This window comes from Chryseobacterium indoltheticum (assembly GCF_003815915.1).
GTDB classification, from domain to species: domain Bacteria; phylum Bacteroidota; class Bacteroidia; order Flavobacteriales; family Weeksellaceae; genus Chryseobacterium; species Chryseobacterium indoltheticum.
The window spans coordinates 3,028,359-3,045,243 of sequence record NZ_CP033929.1 but is presented as its reverse complement, the minus strand read 5'-3'; the positions used below and the strand labels follow the sequence as shown (position 1 = coordinate 3,045,243).

General features: G+C 34.5%; 12 protein-coding genes. 7 read left to right on the top strand and 5 right to left on the bottom strand.

The window, feature by feature from the left end; genetic code table 11:
- Window positions 1-13: 13 nt before the first annotated feature.
- On the bottom strand, window positions 14-1,021 hold the full coding sequence (locus tag EG358_RS14255) for a cytochrome d ubiquinol oxidase subunit II (protein WP_076559600.1): 1,008 nt from the start codon (window positions 1,019-1,021) through the stop codon (window positions 14-16).
- A complete protein-coding gene (locus tag EG358_RS14250) occupies window positions 1,018-2,361 on the bottom strand; it encodes a cytochrome ubiquinol oxidase subunit I (protein ID WP_076559601.1) in 1,344 nt (447 codons plus the stop codon). Before EG358_RS14250 ends, EG358_RS14255 begins: the two co-directional genes overlap by 4 nt.
- A gap of 230 nt (window positions 2,362-2,591) precedes the next feature.
- Between EG358_RS14250 and gyrB the strand changes: the two genes are divergently transcribed.
- From gyrB to EG358_RS14225, 5 genes are all read left to right on the top strand, one after another.
- Entirely contained in the window at window positions 2,592-4,526 is a 1,935-nt protein-coding gene (gene gyrB / locus EG358_RS14245) for a DNA topoisomerase (ATP-hydrolyzing) subunit B (protein ID WP_076559603.1), read from the top strand.
- Window positions 4,527-4,680: 154 nt separating this feature from the next.
- A complete protein-coding gene (locus EG358_RS14240) occupies window positions 4,681-6,576 on the top strand; it encodes a DUF3857 domain-containing protein (RefSeq protein ID WP_076559605.1) in 1,896 nt (631 codons plus the stop codon).
- Entirely contained in the window at window positions 6,577-8,514 is a 1,938-nt protein-coding gene (locus tag EG358_RS14235) for a transglutaminase-like domain-containing protein (protein ID WP_076559607.1), read from the top strand.
- A 75-nt stretch (window positions 8,515-8,589) separates the two neighbouring features.
- On the top strand, window positions 8,590-9,414 hold the full coding sequence (locus tag EG358_RS14230; RefSeq protein ID WP_076559609.1) for an RsiV family protein: 825 nt from the start codon (window positions 8,590-8,592) through the stop codon (window positions 9,412-9,414).
- Between the two features lie 44 nt (window positions 9,415-9,458).
- Entirely contained in the window at window positions 9,459-10,310 is an 852-nt protein-coding gene (locus EG358_RS14225; RefSeq protein WP_076560000.1) for a diacylglycerol/lipid kinase family protein, read from the top strand.
- A 137-nt stretch (window positions 10,311-10,447) separates the two neighbouring features.
- On the opposite strand, the gene EG358_RS14220 is transcribed toward EG358_RS14225, so the two are convergent.
- The gene (locus tag EG358_RS14220; RefSeq protein ID WP_076559611.1) at window positions 10,448-11,728 is read right to left on the bottom strand and encodes a dicarboxylate/amino acid:cation symporter; all 1,281 of its coding nucleotides are present in this window, start codon (window positions 11,726-11,728) and stop codon (window positions 10,448-10,450) included.
- A 165-nt stretch (window positions 11,729-11,893) separates the two neighbouring features.
- Window positions 11,894-13,579, bottom strand: a complete 1,686-nt coding sequence (ggt, locus tag EG358_RS14215) for a gamma-glutamyltransferase (RefSeq protein WP_076559613.1) — start codon at window positions 13,577-13,579, stop codon at window positions 11,894-11,896.
- Window positions 13,580-13,669: 90 nt separating this feature from the next.
- On the opposite strand from ggt, the gene EG358_RS14210 reads away from it, so the two are divergent.
- Together EG358_RS14210 and EG358_RS14205 are read left to right on the top strand one after the other, a co-directional pair.
- Complete coding sequence (locus EG358_RS14210) at window positions 13,670-14,635, top strand: NAD-dependent epimerase/dehydratase family protein (protein ID WP_076559615.1); 966 nt, start codon at window positions 13,670-13,672, stop codon at window positions 14,633-14,635.
- A 212-nt stretch (window positions 14,636-14,847) separates the two neighbouring features.
- The gene (locus EG358_RS14205) at window positions 14,848-15,600 is read left to right on the top strand and encodes a polysaccharide deacetylase family protein (protein WP_076559617.1); all 753 of its coding nucleotides are present in this window, start codon (window positions 14,848-14,850) and stop codon (window positions 15,598-15,600) included.
- Window positions 15,601-15,663: 63 nt separating this feature from the next.
- Here the strand turns inward: EG358_RS14205 and EG358_RS14200 are convergent, their stop codons facing one another.
- A complete protein-coding gene (locus EG358_RS14200; RefSeq protein ID WP_076559619.1) occupies window positions 15,664-16,872 on the bottom strand; it encodes a metallophosphoesterase in 1,209 nt (402 codons plus the stop codon).
- Window positions 16,873-16,885: the final 13 nt, after the last annotated feature.

Genomic DNA, 16,885 nt, shown 5'->3' with positions numbered 1-16,885 from the left:
AATTTAAAATCAATTATTTTTTTGATGCTTTTGAAAACGAAAACATCAGATAAAACAAAAAAGGAAGAATAAAAAGCGATCCCAAAACCAAGGCCCAACCTAATGCTGTAATAGTCTTTGGAGCTGCAACATGCTTCAGTAAAGAAAGGTGCTGTCCGTTTCCTAATAAAATAATATCCGGATTGTGCTGATAAGTTGCAGCCACTAAAATCATAATAATTTGAAACCCAGCTAAAGCTCTTACCGGAAGCAGTTTTTTCTTATGCATCGCCCTTAAAATTAAGCCTAAAGCAACGGTTGCAAAAGTAATCGCCATCACACCCAGATATTTTGAGAAAATCCATTTTGTTAGTGGAATATCAGACAGATAGGCTGCTAGAAAAACCAATAAACCGGTAACGACTACAAAAAGCATCGTTTGGTGCGATTTGCTGATCATTAATTCTAATTCTAGCCTGTCGCTGGTTTCCCTTAACGAAAAAATGGACGCTAAATAGGCACAAAGTGAAACGGTGAATAATCCTACTGCAACACCGAACCAATTAAGCCAGCTGAAAACATATAAATCTAAAAAGTTATTTGCATCAGGGTTTATCGATTGTGAAACGGTTGCAGCCGCTATTAAACCTAAGAAAAAAGGCGTTAACAAACTCGCATAATAGAAAATCTGCGTATAAATGATCTGCCATCGATCTTCCACTGCATCGTAATGTCTGAAAGTAAAGGCTGTTCCTCTCGCAATAATCCCAACAAGCATTAATACTAAAGGAATATGAAGATAAGTAGAAAGGGTGGTATAGATTTCAGGAAATCCTACAAATAAAATAACAATGGCAATGATGAGCCACATGTGATTGGCTTCCCAAACAGGAGCAATCGATTCGTACATTATTTTTTCGGTGTACTTTCTGTTTTTCTTTTTGGTCATCAATTCTACGATTCCGGCTCCGAAATCTGCACCACCCAAAATTACATAAAGACATACGGAGAGCCATAGAAAACCAATTACAACGTAGATCATGATTTTTTGTTTTTAGAATTAAACTGAGGGTCTGTAGGATCGTAAAGTTTGGGAACCATTTGTATCTGTCTTCTCAAAAGAAATATAATAATTAATGACAATGAAATAAAAATTGCTGTGAAAAAATAAAATGAATACTGAATTCCCGGCATCGGTGTAACAGCATCTACGGTTTTCATAATTCCGTAAATAATCCAAGGCTGTCTGCCAACTTCTGTGACTGTCCAGCCTGCTTCCAAAGCAATATAACCAAATGGTGTAGCAAAAAGGAATGTTTTTAACAGCCAGTTTTTTGTCAGCCAATCTTTTTTGAAAAAGAAAGCATACAGATAAAGAGATCCAATGGAAATCATGACAACGCCAAAGAAAATCATAATCTGAAAAGCATAATGCACAACGGCAACAGGGGGCCATTCATCTCTTGGGAAATCATTCAGTCCTTTTACTTCGGCATTAAAATCATTACTCACCAAAAAGCTTAAAACTTTTGGAATTTTTATAGCATATTTAATTTCTCCCTTTTCTTCATCAGGAATTCCACCCAATACAAAAGCTGCTCCTTTTTCAGTTTCAAAATGAGCTTCCATTGCCGCTAATTTTATAGGTTGTCTTTCGGCAACAGATTTTGCGGCAACATCGCCACTCAAAGGAGCACCGAAAGCTCCAATCATTGCAAAAGCTGCAGCAATTCTAAATGCCTTAGTGTGAAATTCTACATTTTTCTTTCGCATAATTAAAAAAGCATGAACTCCTGCAACCGCAAATCCTGTTGCACAAAAAGCGGCAACCGTCATATGTAATGCCTGTGGAAACCAAGCGTCATTAAACATTGCTTTTATAGGGTCTATATTGACGTATTGTCCATTAATATAGTCAAATCCGGTTGGTGAATTCATCCAGGCATTTGCCGCAACCACTAAAATTCCTGAAGCTAACCCGCTTAAGCCAACTAAAAATCCGCAAAACCAGTGAAACCATTTATTAAATTTATCCCAACCGTAAAGGAAAAATCCGATGGCAATGGCTTCAATAAAAAATGCGGTTCCTTCAAGAGAAAAAGGCATTCCGAAAATAGGTCCAGCGTGTTTCATAAATCCCGGCCAGAGCAATCCGAGTTCAAATGAAAGCATCGTTCCCGAAACTGCTCCTGTTGCAAATAATATAGCAACTCCTTTGCTCCACGCTTTGGTAAGACCTTTATAAATTTCGTTTCCGGTTTTGAGGTATTTCCAATGGGCAAATGCCATCAAGAAAGGCATGACCATTCCGACGCAGGCGAAGATGATATGAAAACCTAAAGAAAGCGCCATTTGGGCGCGTGCAGCAATAAAGTCATCCATAAAATTTAATTTTTCAGTTTAAAGTTAAGGATAAATTGCTGAGATTAAATATGATTTAAAACATTCCGGTCAATTCAAATTTGCATTGTAACTTTATTGTTTTTTTTCCTGAATGAATCGCTCAAATTTTAGGATAAATTCTGACATTTTAAGATGTAAATTACTTTGATAAGTCGAAAAAAATCACGATATTTGTGGGTCTTTGCATTAAGCAAATTTATTCAATTTATATGAGTCAAAAACAATATACAGCTAGTAGTATCCAGGCATTAGAAGGCATGGAGCACGTTCGACTAAGACCATCTATGTACATTGGTGATGTAGGAGTGAGAGGTCTTCATCATTTGGTTTATGAAGTAGTAGACAACTCTATTGACGAAGCGCTTGCAGGTCATTGCGATACAATATTAGTTACAATACATAAAGGAGAGAGTATCTCTGTAAAAGATAATGGTAGAGGGATTCCTGTAGATTTCCACGAAAAAGAACAAAAATCAGCTTTGGAGGTTGTAATGACCAAAATCGGAGCGGGTGGAAAATTTGATAAAGATTCTTACAAAGTTTCCGGTGGTCTTCACGGGGTTGGTGTTTCTTGTGTGAACGCACTTTCTACCTTGTTGGTGGCTACAGTAAGCCGTGACGGTAAATTATATCAACAAAAATATTCTGAAGGAAAAGCTTTGGCTGATGTTGCTGAAATAGGAACTACGGATGAGAGAGGAACTGAGGTTTTCTTCCAGCCAGACGGAACTATTTTCCAGGAATTGGTGTATAATTATGATACACTGGCTTCAAGATTAAGAGAACTATCTTTCTTGAATAAAGGTATTACAATTACACTTGTTGACGAAAGAGAAGAAAATGAAGACGGCACTTTTGCGTTTGAAGTTTTCCATTCTGAAGGTGGTTTGAAAGAATTTGTTGAGTTTATCGACGGAAACCGTGAAGCGATCATGGAAAATGTAATTTTCATGGAAGGTGAAAGAGATGATATTCCTGTAGAAGTGGCGATGCGTTACAATACATCTTTTAACGAAAATCTTCACTCTTACGTTAATAACATCAATACTCATGAAGGGGGAACTCACTTGGCTGGTTTCAGACGTGCTTTGACGAGAACATTGAAGAAATATGCAGATGATTTAGGGATTCCTGCAAAAGAAAAAGTAGAAATTACCGGAGATGACTTCCGTGAAGGTTTAACGGCTGTAATTTCTGTAAAAGTAATGGAGCCTCAGTTTGAAGGACAGACAAAAACTAAATTAGGAAACTCTGAAGTTTCTGGTGCGGTTGATAAAATTGTAGGTGAAATGCTTACCAACTTCTTGGAGGAGAATCCAAACGAAGCAAAAATTATCGTTCAGAAAGTTGTTTTGGCTGCAAAAGCAAGACAGGCTGCGAAAAAAGCTCGTGAAATGGTTCAGAGAAAATCTCCGATGGGAGGTTCTGGTTTACCAGGGAAATTATCTGACTGTTCATCAAAAGATCCTGCAGAATCTGAATTGTTCTTAGTCGAGGGAGACTCGGCAGGTGGAACTGCAAAGCAGGGGAGAGATAGGCATTTCCAGGCTATTCTTCCGTTGAGAGGTAAGATTCTGAATGTTGAGAAATCAATGCTTCATAAAGTTTACGATAACGAAGAGATTAAAAATATTTATACCGCTTTAGGTGTATCTGTAGGAACTGAAGAAGATAGTAAGGCCTTAAATATGGCGAAGTTAAGATATCATAAAGTAGTGATCATGACCGATGCCGATATTGATGGATCTCACATTTCTACACTAATTCTTACGTTCTTTTTCCGTTTTATGAAGGAAATGATTGAGAACGGATATATTTATATTGCACAACCGCCTTTATACTTATTAAAAAAGGGTAATAAGAAAGTTTACGCTTACAATGAAAAAGAGCGTGAAGAGTTAACTCTAGAAATGTCTCCGGACGGAAAAGGAGTAGAAGTTCAGCGTTATAAAGGTCTTGGGGAAATGAACCCTGAGCAGCTTTGGGAAACTACATTGAATCCTGAACACAGAATTTTGAAGCAGGTAACAATTGATAATGCTGTAGAAGCAGATTCAGTTTTCTCAATGTTGATGGGAGATGAGGTTCCACCAAGAAGAGAATTTATAGAGAAAAATGCAAAGTATGCTAAGATTGATGTCTAAATCATCTTTTGAATAATATTTCAAAGACTCCATTTTTTGTGGAGTCTTTTTTTTGTTTTAAATAGGTAATAATTCTCATATTCATGATAATTTTTTTTAACATTTATTAAGATTTTATTAAGATTTTTTATATTTTTGGAGAAAATATTTACGAATGATGAAATTATGGTGTGTAGGAGCGCTTTCTCTAGCCTCTTTTTACTACGCACAAAGTTATCCGGTATCAGAAATTAGTGATGTTTTAAAGAAGAATGCAAGTGCGGTGATCCGAAACGAAAGTACGATTTTGGAAATCAATAAAGTGGATGAAATTGTTTACCGAAATTCTTCTGCAATAACTGTAATCAACAAAGATGCGGTTGGCTTTTCTTTACCCAAAATATATTATGAAAAAGGAAATACAGTTTCCAACGTCAAAGTAACTGTCTACGATGAGAAAGGAGCTAAAATAAAAAGCTACTCCAAAAGTGATTTTACGGATGTCGCAGCCAACTCGCAAGGCTCGTTTTATTCGGATAACAGAATGATGTATTTATCTTATACGCCTACAAGTTATCCCTATACTATTGAGTTTAGTTACGATCAAAAAGATCAGAATACGGTTTTTATCCCGGATTTTACACCTTATAATGATTTTAATATTTCTTTACAGAAAAGCAGTTTTAAGATTATTAATAAATCAGGAATCAATTTACGATCGAAAACTTATGATTCGCCTTTCGGATTTGCTTCGGTAAATACTTCTCAAGAGGACGGAGGAAAATTATATACTTATCAAAATATACCTGCAATTGATAATGAAAATATGGTTCCTAATCCACAAAAGATTTTACCAAAAGTGAGTTTTTCTTTGGATCAGTTTAGTCTGGTCGGAAAAAAAGGGAATATTACCACCTGGAAAGATTTCGGTTTATGGTATTATAATAGTTTATTGACACCGGTTGCAGCTTCCACACCACAGATAAAATCTGAAATTACAGCACTTAATCTTTCAGGATCTACAGAAGAAAAAGTAAAAAAGATTTATCAGTATATGCAAGGTAAAACAAGATATGTTTTTGTAGCCTTGGGAATTGGTGGTTGGCAGCCCATGATGCCCGATGAGGTACAGAAGAAAGGTTACGGTGATTGTAAAGGCCTTACCAATTATATGAAAACGCTTTTGGACGAGGCGGGCATAAAATCTTATTATGCAATCATTAATTCTAATTCTTCACCGATAAGTTTTGATACTGATTTTCCAAAAATGGGAGGAAATCATGTGATATTGGTTATTCCAACAGAAAAAGGAAATATCTGGCTTGAAAATACTTCTCAGGAAATGGCTTACAATCATTTAAGTTTTAATACCACAGACCGGAATGTTTTAGCAGTAAAACCGGAGGGAATTGAGATTATGGAAACGCCAAGTTATTCTTCACAGCAAAATAAAGAAAAGCAGATATTAAATATTCAGCTAAATCGGGATAAAACGATTACCGGGAATGGTAAATTTACTTACACAGGAAATCAGTATGATTTTAATTTAGCCTATGCGGGGCTTAGGCAGACTGAAAAAAATAATGCCATAAAAAATGCATTTTCTACATTAGATTTTGAGAAAATTGAAATGTCTGATTTCAAAAATAACAGAGATTTGGCAACAATCGATTTCGATTTAAATTTCAAAGCGATCAATTATTCCAAAATGGTGGGTTCCAGCTATATTTTCAGGGCGGTTCCTATTTACTCGAATGCTTCATATCATCAGGATGAAAACAGAAATCTTCCTTTTGAAAACCGTTTCTCTTTTGAGGATGAATATGAGATTATTTATCAGCTTCCTGCAGGCTATATCATTGAAGAAATGCCGGATAACAGTACTTTGAGTTCAGATTTTGGGACATACAGAATCTCTTTTGAGAAAAAAGATGAAAAATTGATTGTCAAAAGGTTCATTCAGATCAAAAAAGGACTCCATTCTAAAGAAAAGTACAATGACTATGTAAGTTTCAGAAAGAAAATAATGAATGCTGATAACTCAAAAATTTTAATTTCAAAAAAATCATAAATGAAAAACATAATAACCTTATTGTCTCTTTTTTTGATCAGTACAACTGTTTTTGCACAGAATCAACAGTTTCTGAAGGTTCCTAAGTTTAATAAAGAAGATCTAAAAAAAGAAAAATCAGAGATTGATCCTAAAGCTCCCGCAGAATTGCTTTATCGCGCTATACATTACAGAATAGATAACAGAACAGGAAATCTTATAAAGGAATACACGTATCGTGTGAAGATGTACGAAAAAGATAAATCTGAAGATTGGCACAATCTGGAGGTATCTTTGTATGATAACAATTCCGGAGACCGTGAAGTTTTGGTGAATATGAAGGCTTTGGTCTATAATCTTGAAGGCGACAATGTAGTGGAAACTAAAGTTGATAAAAGCTCAAAATTTAAATCAAAAGAAAATAAATATGTTACAGTTAGTAAATATGCTTTTCCCAATATAAAGAATGGTTCGGTTATAGAATATCACTATGAAGTTTCTTCACCATTTACGTACGAAATTCCGTTGATCTATATCGAACTGGATATTCCTTCGGTCTATACGGAATATGTTTTTGATACTCCGTTACAAATGTCTTACAGTGTAGATTTTACGGGAAGTCTTTCGCCTAAATATAAAATTGTGAAAGAAGATATTATTTATGGCTCACAACATAAAACATATAGATTCGGTTATGATAATCTGAAAGGCTTTAAAACTGAAAAGTATGTGAAAAATAATGATAATTACAGAACAAAAATACGAGCAGAGCTTCATTCAACTTATTTTGGTGATAACCTTAAAATGTACACTTCCACTTGGGAAGACATTAGAAAGAAACTTTGGGATCATGATGATTTTGGGGCACTGTATAAAAAAGACAGATTGGTAAAAGAGCTATTACCTGCAGGAATTGCTGATGAAAAAGATGATTTATCAAAAGCCAATAAAATTTTAGATTATGTGAAAACAAATTTTACATGGAACTATGATAATGGTATTTATGCAGAAAACGGAATTAAAGATCTTATAAAAAATAAAACAGGAAATGATGCAGATCTCAATTTGATGTTGGCAGCTATGTTTCGAAGTGCTGGTCTTACGGCATATCCTATACTTATATCAACCGTGAGAAATGGAAATTTAAATTTAGCTTTTCCAAATTTGGGTAATTTTAACTATGTAGTGGTAGGAACCGAAATCAACAATAGATTTTATCTTTTTGATGCCACTTCAAAACAGTCACAGGCTAATCTTTTGCCATCCAGAGTCTGGAATAATAACGGACTTTTGGTGAAAGATGATAAAGCCGAAGTAATTACGATGTTTAATGCTAAAATGAGTTATGGCAAATATCTTACGAAAGCTAAAATTAATGATGATGGTACTGTAAGTGGAACTTATGAAGATAAAGATGCCGGACTTTTCGCTCTCGATGCTAAGGAAAGCTATGACGAAAACCCGGATAAGTATAAAAAGCAATATAAAGACAGTTATGCTATAGATTTTTCAGATATCAATTCTTCTGTTAAAGATAATGGTGATTTTGAGTCTAAAATGAAGTTTTCATCCAATAGCTTAATTGATAATGTAGGAAAAAAGAAAATTTTTAATCCTTTGTTATTTCTTCATCAGTCTGGTAATGATTTTAATGAAACGGAAGAGAGAAAATACATGATCAATTTTGTTTCACCTTATACAAGAACTAAAAAAGTAGAAATAGAAATTCCTGAAGGATATACGGTAGCCGATTTACCAAAAAGCAAAAAGATAACAACAGACGATAAAGAGATTTCGTATTCTTATATTGTAGAGAATAAAGACAATAAAATTACAGTAACTTCTGAGGTCAAAATCGCAAGTGCAGATTATCCTAAAGAATATTATCCTGCATTCAAACAAATCTGGAAAGTAATCTCAGATTCTGAAAGTCAGGTAATGAGTTTGATTAAGAAATAATCGATTATTGATACAAATTTTAAAAACCATTCATTTTGTGAATGGTTTTTGCATTCTAGTCGAAAAATAACTATTATGAAAAATAAAGTTGCAATAATGTTACTCTCTGGCGCTTTTCTTTTAGCCGCCTGCAAAAAGACAGAATCGGAAACAGTGAATGTAAACACAGAAAATAAAAGTCCTGAAAAATTTACCGTAGATTCTCTTAAAGTAAATGATTCTATGAGGATTAATGACAAGCTTTCTGTGAATTACGCATCAAAAGTATTAATTTTCCCAACTTTAAAAGATAAAGCTCTTTTAGACAGTATTTATTATGATAAAAAAGGGATTACCGATTACTCAAAACAAGGATTACAGAGCTTTTTAGACAAAGATAAAACCGAATTTTACGCATCAGTAAAAGAAGATAGTAAAGAATGGATTTCAGATATACAAAATCCACAAACCTGGGAAGCCGGCTCGTTTATGAAGCTGATTTCTCAAAATGATGATTTTCTTCAGATTGAATATTTACATACTTCTTATCAGGGCGGAGCGCACAGTAATTATTCTTTCGGTGCAAAAGTTTTTGATTTGAAAAACAATAAAAAATTAGATCTAAAAGATATCACCACAATGCCAAAAGCAAGACTTGAAGAACTTTTAATGAAAAATCTTGATAAACTGCCGAGCGGAACGACTGATTCTGATGGTCCGGTAAAAAATTCAGATATGCTTTTGGTAGATGTAATTCCTGCAAACCAAGCTTTTTATTTTGATAATGAACACCTCTACTTCCATTACAGTCCTTACGAAATTGCAGCTTTTGCAGCCGGAGATATTGTAATTCCCGTCTCCTGGAAAGAGCTCGACGGGACCATTAATCCGGAATTTAAAAAGAGAATGAAAATTAACTAATATTAATGCTTCCAAATCAGGAAGCATTTTTTACTTTTGTGACCATGGAAAAAGTTGCCTTTATCATTAATCCTTTTTCGGCAAAAAAAAATTATCAGCCCTTTCTAAATGAACTAAAAAGTAAAGTGCAAAACCCTTTGTACTACATTTCTGAGTCTATTTTGGGAACTGATGATTTTATCGAAAGTCATTTTGATGATGTTGATTTTTTTGTGGCTATCGGAGGCGACGGAACTATTTCTACAGTTGCCAAAAAGCTTATCGGCACCGAAAAAGTGCTGGCTATTTTTCCGGCAGGCTCTGGAAATGGTTTTTCTAATGAAACACAATTCAGCAAAAATTTAGATGAATTATTAAATAAACTAAAGGCTAAAAAATCTCGAAAAATAGATACTTTCACCGTAAACGACAGGCTTTCTATCAATGTTTCAGGAACTGGTTTTGACGGAAAAGTTGTGAAAGAATTTGAAAAAACGAACCGTGGATTTAAGAATTACATTAAAGTTTCTTTGAAGACTTTTTTTAATTATAAACCGATAAAGCTTAAATTTTTTGACGAAAATTATAAACAATATAACGGGAAGTATTTGATGATTAATATTGCAAATACGCGTCAGTTTGGTAACAACGCATACATTGCGCCGATGGCGAGTAAGAGTGATGGTCTGGTTGATATGGTTTTGGTGAAAAAATTTCCGTTGACTTATTCGCCACTTTTTGCTTTCAGAATGTTTACCAAAAAGCTGAAAGAGGATGATTATATCACTTATCTGCCGGTTTCAGAAATCGAATTTAAAGTAAATACCAAAAACTGGCATCTTGATGGAGAGTTTAATAAAATAAAATCTCCGATTCACGTGAAAGTTCAGCCTTCAAGCCTGAATATTTTAATATAACTCATTTTAAAAATAAAAGCCTTCCGTAAAGAAGGCTAAAACACAAATGATGAAAAAGTTATCATTATAATAATGATCTGTTACAAAGTAAATACTTAGAAATTGAAATTTTTATGGTTATAATCATAAAAAACATCTTAAACTTCTAGTTTTTTCTCAATTTCATTAGGATTGGCAAGACAATATTGTAGCTGTTCCTTATCCAATTGTTTTTCCCAGTTGGCTACAACTACAGTCGCTACAGAATTTCCAATGACGTTGGTCAAAGCACGGCATTCACTCATAAATTTATCAATTCCTAAAATTAAAGTCATTCCCGCAATCGGAATTTCAGGAACCACGGCTAAAGTTGCTGCTAAAGTAACAAAACCAGCTCCTGTAACTCCTGCAGCACCTTTTGAACTTAGCATCGCTACCAAAAGAAGCATCAATTGTTTTTCAATGGAAAGATCAATGTTTAAGGCCTGTGCGATAAATAACGAGGCGAGAGTCATATAAATATTGGTGCCATCAAGATTAAAAGAATATCCGGTGGGAATCACCAAACCTACAATTGCTTTGGAACAGCCGGCTTTCTCCATCTTTTCCATTATTCCGGGAAGTGCAGACTCTGACGAACTTGTACCTAAAACCAGTAAAAGTTCTTCTTTCAGATAATACATCAGTTTAAAAATATTAAAACCATTGTACCAGGCAACTGCTCCCAAGACCAAAACGACAAATAGGATAGAAGTGATGTAGAAAGTTCCAACAAGAAAAATTAAATTTAAAACAGATGCCAAACCATATTTTCCAATCGTAAAAGCCATGGCTCCAAAAGCTCCGATAGGCGCTAATTTCATCAGCATATGAACGATTTTGAAAACAGGAGCAGCCAGAACCTGTAAAAATTCGGTTACTTTTCCACTTTTTTCTTTTGTTAAAACCAAAGCAATTCCCATTAAAATAGCGACCAAAAGTACCTGAAGAATGTTGTCTCCAACCAAAGGACTGAATAATGTTTCCGGGATAATATTCATAATAAACCCGGTGAGCGTGGTGTCGTGTGCTTTTTGCTGGTATTGAGAAACGTCTCCCGATAAACTTGCCGGATCAATGTTTAAACCTGCTCCGGGCTGAATAATATTTCCTACAACTAAACCGATAATTAGCGCTAATGTTGAAAACGTGAAAAAATAGAGCATTGCTTTTATGGCAATTCGTCCCACTTTTTTCAGGTCTGTCATGTGGGCGATTCCTAAAGTAAGCGTAATGAAAATGACCGGAGCAATAATCATTTTTACCAATTTGATGAAACCGTCGCCTAAAGGTTTCATTTTTTCGCCCAATTCCGGGTAGAAATTTCCTAAAAGAATTCCCAGAGTAATGGCAATAATTACCTGAAAATAGAGTTGCTGGTAGAATTTTTTTGCTTTCAAAAGAGATGGATTTACTTTTTTAAGAACGAAAAATAGGAAAATTTGAAATAAACTTTAATTTAATTTGGTGAAAAGTTTAATTCAATTTAAAAGCTTCAATTGAAATTGTCACGTAATTCCCCAAATCTACAATCTTAACCTTGAATCTCGAACCTCAAATAAAATTTATTCTACTGCAACAGAGTCGTCACCACGACCATCTGCAACAGCATGAATATTTCCGTTATCGTCTATTAAAATCATTTCCGTTCTTCCCAATTGATTCACTCTTTCAGCTTTATAACCTAATTTTTCTAAATCTTTAATCGTTGTTTCCGGAAAATTTTTTTCAAAAGATACTGTTTCAGGAAGCCACTGATGATGAAATTTTGGAGAATTAACGGTCATATTGGTATTCAGTTTAAAATCAATTACATTCACAATCGACTGATAAACAGAAGTAGGGATGGTTGTTCCGCCCGGAGTTCCTACAATCATAAAAGGTTTTCCTTTTTTCAAAACAATGGTTGGTGTCATCGAAGAAAGCATTCTTTTATTAGGCTGAATTGCGTTTGCTTCACCGCCAACTGCACCAAACATATTCGGAACACCTGGTTTTATCGAGAAATCATCCATTTCGTTATTTAAGAAAAAACCAGCTCCAGAAACAACAACTTTACTTCCATACAGACCATTTAAAGTTGTGGTAACAGCAGCTGCATTTCCGTCTTTGTCAATCACTGAAATATGCGTGGTTTCCGTAGATTCTTTGGTTTGGTTAATGACTCTTCCGACTTCCGAACTTGGCGTAGCTTTACTAAAACTAAAACTTTCCCATCTGTTTTTCAAATAATCGTCAGAAATTAAATAGGCTGTTTTATCCTGAATAAAATCGGGATCTCCCATGTATTCGGCTCTGTCTGCAAAGGCTCGCCTTTCTGCTTCCACCATAATCTGAACCGCTTTCGTAGAATTTTGCTGATAATTTTCTAGATTTTCATAACCCGACATCTTTAGCATCTGCGCCAAAAGAATTCCACCGCTTGATGGTAAAGGCATCGAAATAACATTGTTCCCTTTGTAATCAAACTCAAGTGCTTTTCTTTCAGCAACTTTATAGTTTTTCAGGTCTTCTAAAGTAATGATTCCTTTTTCTTTTTTCACTTCTAAAACCAGAAGTTCGGCAGTTTTTCCTTCATAAAATCCTTTTAATCCTGCTTTTTGAATCAGTTTTAATGTTTCCGCCAATTCTTGCTGCATGAGAATATCCCCTGATTTCCAAGCTTCATTTTTTATAAATGCATTGGACGTTTTATTATATTTTTGAAAATATTCTTTATGCGAATTTAATAATCTGGCTTCCTGTTCGGTAATTGCAAAACCTTTTTCAGCCAAATCTACTGCCGGCTGAATCAGTTTTTCCATCGGAAGATTGCAATGCTTTAAAGTTGCAAAAAATCCCGCCACACTTCCAGGAATTCCAACCGCTAATCTTCCGTTTTGAGACAAATCGGTATTGGCTTTTCCGTTTTTATTGAGATACATATTTTTGGAAGCATTTTTAGGAGCCGTTTCACGGTAATCGAGCGTAAATTTTTCTCCGTTATTTTTCACACCCACCAAAAAACCGCCACCGCCAATATTTCCGGCTTGAGGATAAACAACAGCCAAAGCGTATTGTGTAGCGACCACTGCATCATAAGCATTTCCGCCCATTTTAAGAATTTTTGCCCCAGCTTCACTTGCTAAAGGATGCGCAGAAACTACAACTCCTTTATTTTTTACCTTAACTTCTTTTACAATATTAATATCCGTGTACTGTGCTGAAAGCGAGTAAGAAAGCAAAATGAATGAAATGATAATTTTTTTCATTTGTAAAAATTGTAATCGAATTTACAATTTTGTTTTAAAATAGGGTCTAAAATTTCTATTTTTGCTTTTATCATAATAATAAAAAGTAAAATGGAGTCTTATACGGAAAAAATATTGATTACAGGTGCTTTAGGGCAAATCGGAACTGAGCTTACGAATAGATTGGTAGAAATACATGGCGCTGATAATGTGGTTGCTTCGGGTCTAGACAGATATCAGAAAGATATTACTTCAGCCGGGCATTATGAAAGGATGGATGTTACCAACACGCAATTGGTAAAACAAGTTATCAAAGATTACGAAATTACAACAGTATATCATCTGGCTTCTCTTTTGTCGGGAACATCAGAAAAGCAACCTATTTTTGCATGGAAACTAAATCTGGAGCCACTTCTTCAGTTTTGTGAGCTGGCGAAAGAAGGTTTACTTAAAAAGATTTTCTGGCCTAGTTCTATCGCTGTTTTCGGGAAAGGAATTCCAAAAGAAAATGTAGGTCAGGATGTAGTTTTAAACCCTACAACAGTGTACGGTATTTCTAAAATGGCAGGTGAAAAATGGTGCGAATATTATTTTGATAAATATGGAGTAGACGTAAGAAGTATCCGTTATCCCGGTTTAATTTCCTGGAAAACTCCTGCAGGTGGAGGAACTACCGATTATGCAGTTGAGATTTTCTACGAAGCAATTGAAGAAGGGAAATATACAAGTTTTATTTCTGAAAATACAGGAATGCCGATGTTGTATATGGATGATGCGATCAATGCAACTTTACAGCTAATGGATGCCCCGAAAGAAAGCCTTACGGTTCGTTCTTCTTATAATTTAGGTGGAATGTCTTTCACTCCAAAAGAATTGGCAGCTGAAATTAAGAAGGAAATTCCTGAATTTGAGATTGATTACAAACCAGATTTCAGACAGGCGATTGCAGATTCCTGGCCGGCTTCAATTGATGATTCTGTAGCGAAAAAAGATTGGGGATTATCTTACGATTTCGGAATTTCTGAGATGTCGAAAGATATGATCAAGAATTTAAAAGTAAAACTGAATAAAAATTAATCTGATTACCTTCAATCAGTTATAATTAAAAGTCTGATTAAAAAGTATTCAAAATAAATTTTCAAGGCATTTTTTCTTTTCCCCAATCCTAAAGGGCGAAAAAATGTCTTGAAAATTTAATCAAAATTACTCCCTTTAGGGTCGGGGAAAGAATTTTGATTAAATTAGTTTATCCCTTTATTAATGATTACTTTCATCTAAAATTATACTGAATGATATTGCTCACTTTCAACATCGTAAATTTTGAGGCTGAAACTAAAAACAGCATCACTATTTCTGATGAAGAAAGATTGAAAATTACCGAAAGTAATACCAAAGCAATTCTAAGAATTTTAGATCTTCACGATATAAAAGCGAGTTTTTTTGTAGAGATTTCTATTGCAGAAAAACTTCAGAATTTACTAAAAGCAATTTCTGCTCAAGGGCATGAAATTGCTTTTTATAATAAAAATTCGAACCTTGAAAAAATCGATCAGGTAAAAAAAACGACTCAGGAATTTCTTGAAAAACAGATCAAAGGAATTCGCCAGAAAGACAATCAGTTTTCTTTGGAAGAATTAAAATCAATCGGTTTTAATTATATCTCAAATATTGATCACGCAGATATTCTGTTTCCTTTTAAGCGTTTAAAAAGAACCTCAGAAATTATCGAAGACAATGGACTGAGTGTTGTTCCGGAAAGTATTTCGCCATACAGTCAATTGCCTTATAACGATTTTGTTTTTCAGATCTTGCCGATGCAATATTATCAGAATATGGTTTTTGAAACCTTGAAAAATGATGATTTTGTATTGGTCTATCTTGAATCGTGGCAGTTTACCGATATCAAGAAATATCAGTTTAAAGTTCCATTTTACCGAAGTTTTTATTTGGGAAAAAAGATGGAGGATAAGCTCGAAGCTTTTCTTTCATGGATCAATGAAAAAGAATTGGCGACTTCAAGAATGAAGGATTATATTTTTTAGATAGGTTGCAGGAATTAGGTTTTAGGGCTTGGTTAAAACTTTAAACTAAATAAATGAACTTTTTTAACCTAATTCAAAAAGAGTAATTTCCGGCAACACTCCAACTCTTCCGGGATAACCTAAAACACCGAAACCACGATTCACATAAAGCATTTTTCCTTCACTTTCGTACAAATCTGCCCATTTCGGATAACGGTATTGTACAGGAGACCATTTTATATTTTTCAAATCTAAACCAAACTGCATTCCGTGCGTGTGACCTGAAAGCGTTAAATGAATATCTTTAGGATGTTTTTTTACCACATAATCGAAATGAGTAGGGTCGTGGCTCATTAAAATTTTTGTGGCGTCCTGCGGTACGTTTTCCAATGCTTTGTCAATGTCTCCATATTGTGGAAAAGGCTTTAATCCCCAGTTTTCAACACCTAAAATGTAGATTTTTTCACCGTCTTTCTCAATGATTCGGTTTTCATTACGAAGCATATCAAAACCGGCTTGTCTTTCATATTCTATTAAGGTTTCAAGATTTTTCTTTTGTTCATCCTTAGAATTCCATTTTACATAATCGCCGTAATCATGGTTTCCTAAGACTGCAAATTTTCCGTCTTTCGCTTTAATTTTAGAAAATAAAGGAATGAATGGTTTAAATTCATCGGCAACATTATTCACCATATCTCCGGTAAATAAAACCAAGTCTGGATTTTGTCCATTAATTAAATCAATGGCGTGCTGCAATTTGCCTGGGTCAGAAAAACTTCCGCTGTGAACATCAGAGATTTGAATGATTTTATATCCTTTAAAACTTTTGGGAAGGTTGGCAAATTTCACTTTTACTCTTCTTACGGTATGACGGTATTTTCCAAAAGTAATTCCGTCTATGAAAAGAGCAGAAAGCACACCTCCCAATCCTAATCCGATTAAGCTTAAAAACTTGCGTCTTTCGGGGAAAAAGTTTTCGGCAGGTTTAGTGGTAAGTCCTACCAAATATCCTCCTGTTCTGAAGATATCGTCAACCAATAAAAACAGAACAATAAAGACTTTAGGTAAAATAAAAACTAAAAATAAAGAGATCGATATTTGTGCTCTTACCGTACTTCTGTCACTTCTTTGAAAATGGGTTATTTCGTATGCAAGAACACTGTAAATAGCCAAAGATAAAATAACATAGCCGAGTCTTATCCAGAAATTATCTGTTAAGGTTCTTATTGCCTGAAAAATATAAACTTCTAGAAACAAGAAGATTGCGACAATGAATAAGAAGTTTTTCTGCATAATAAGGTTAAAA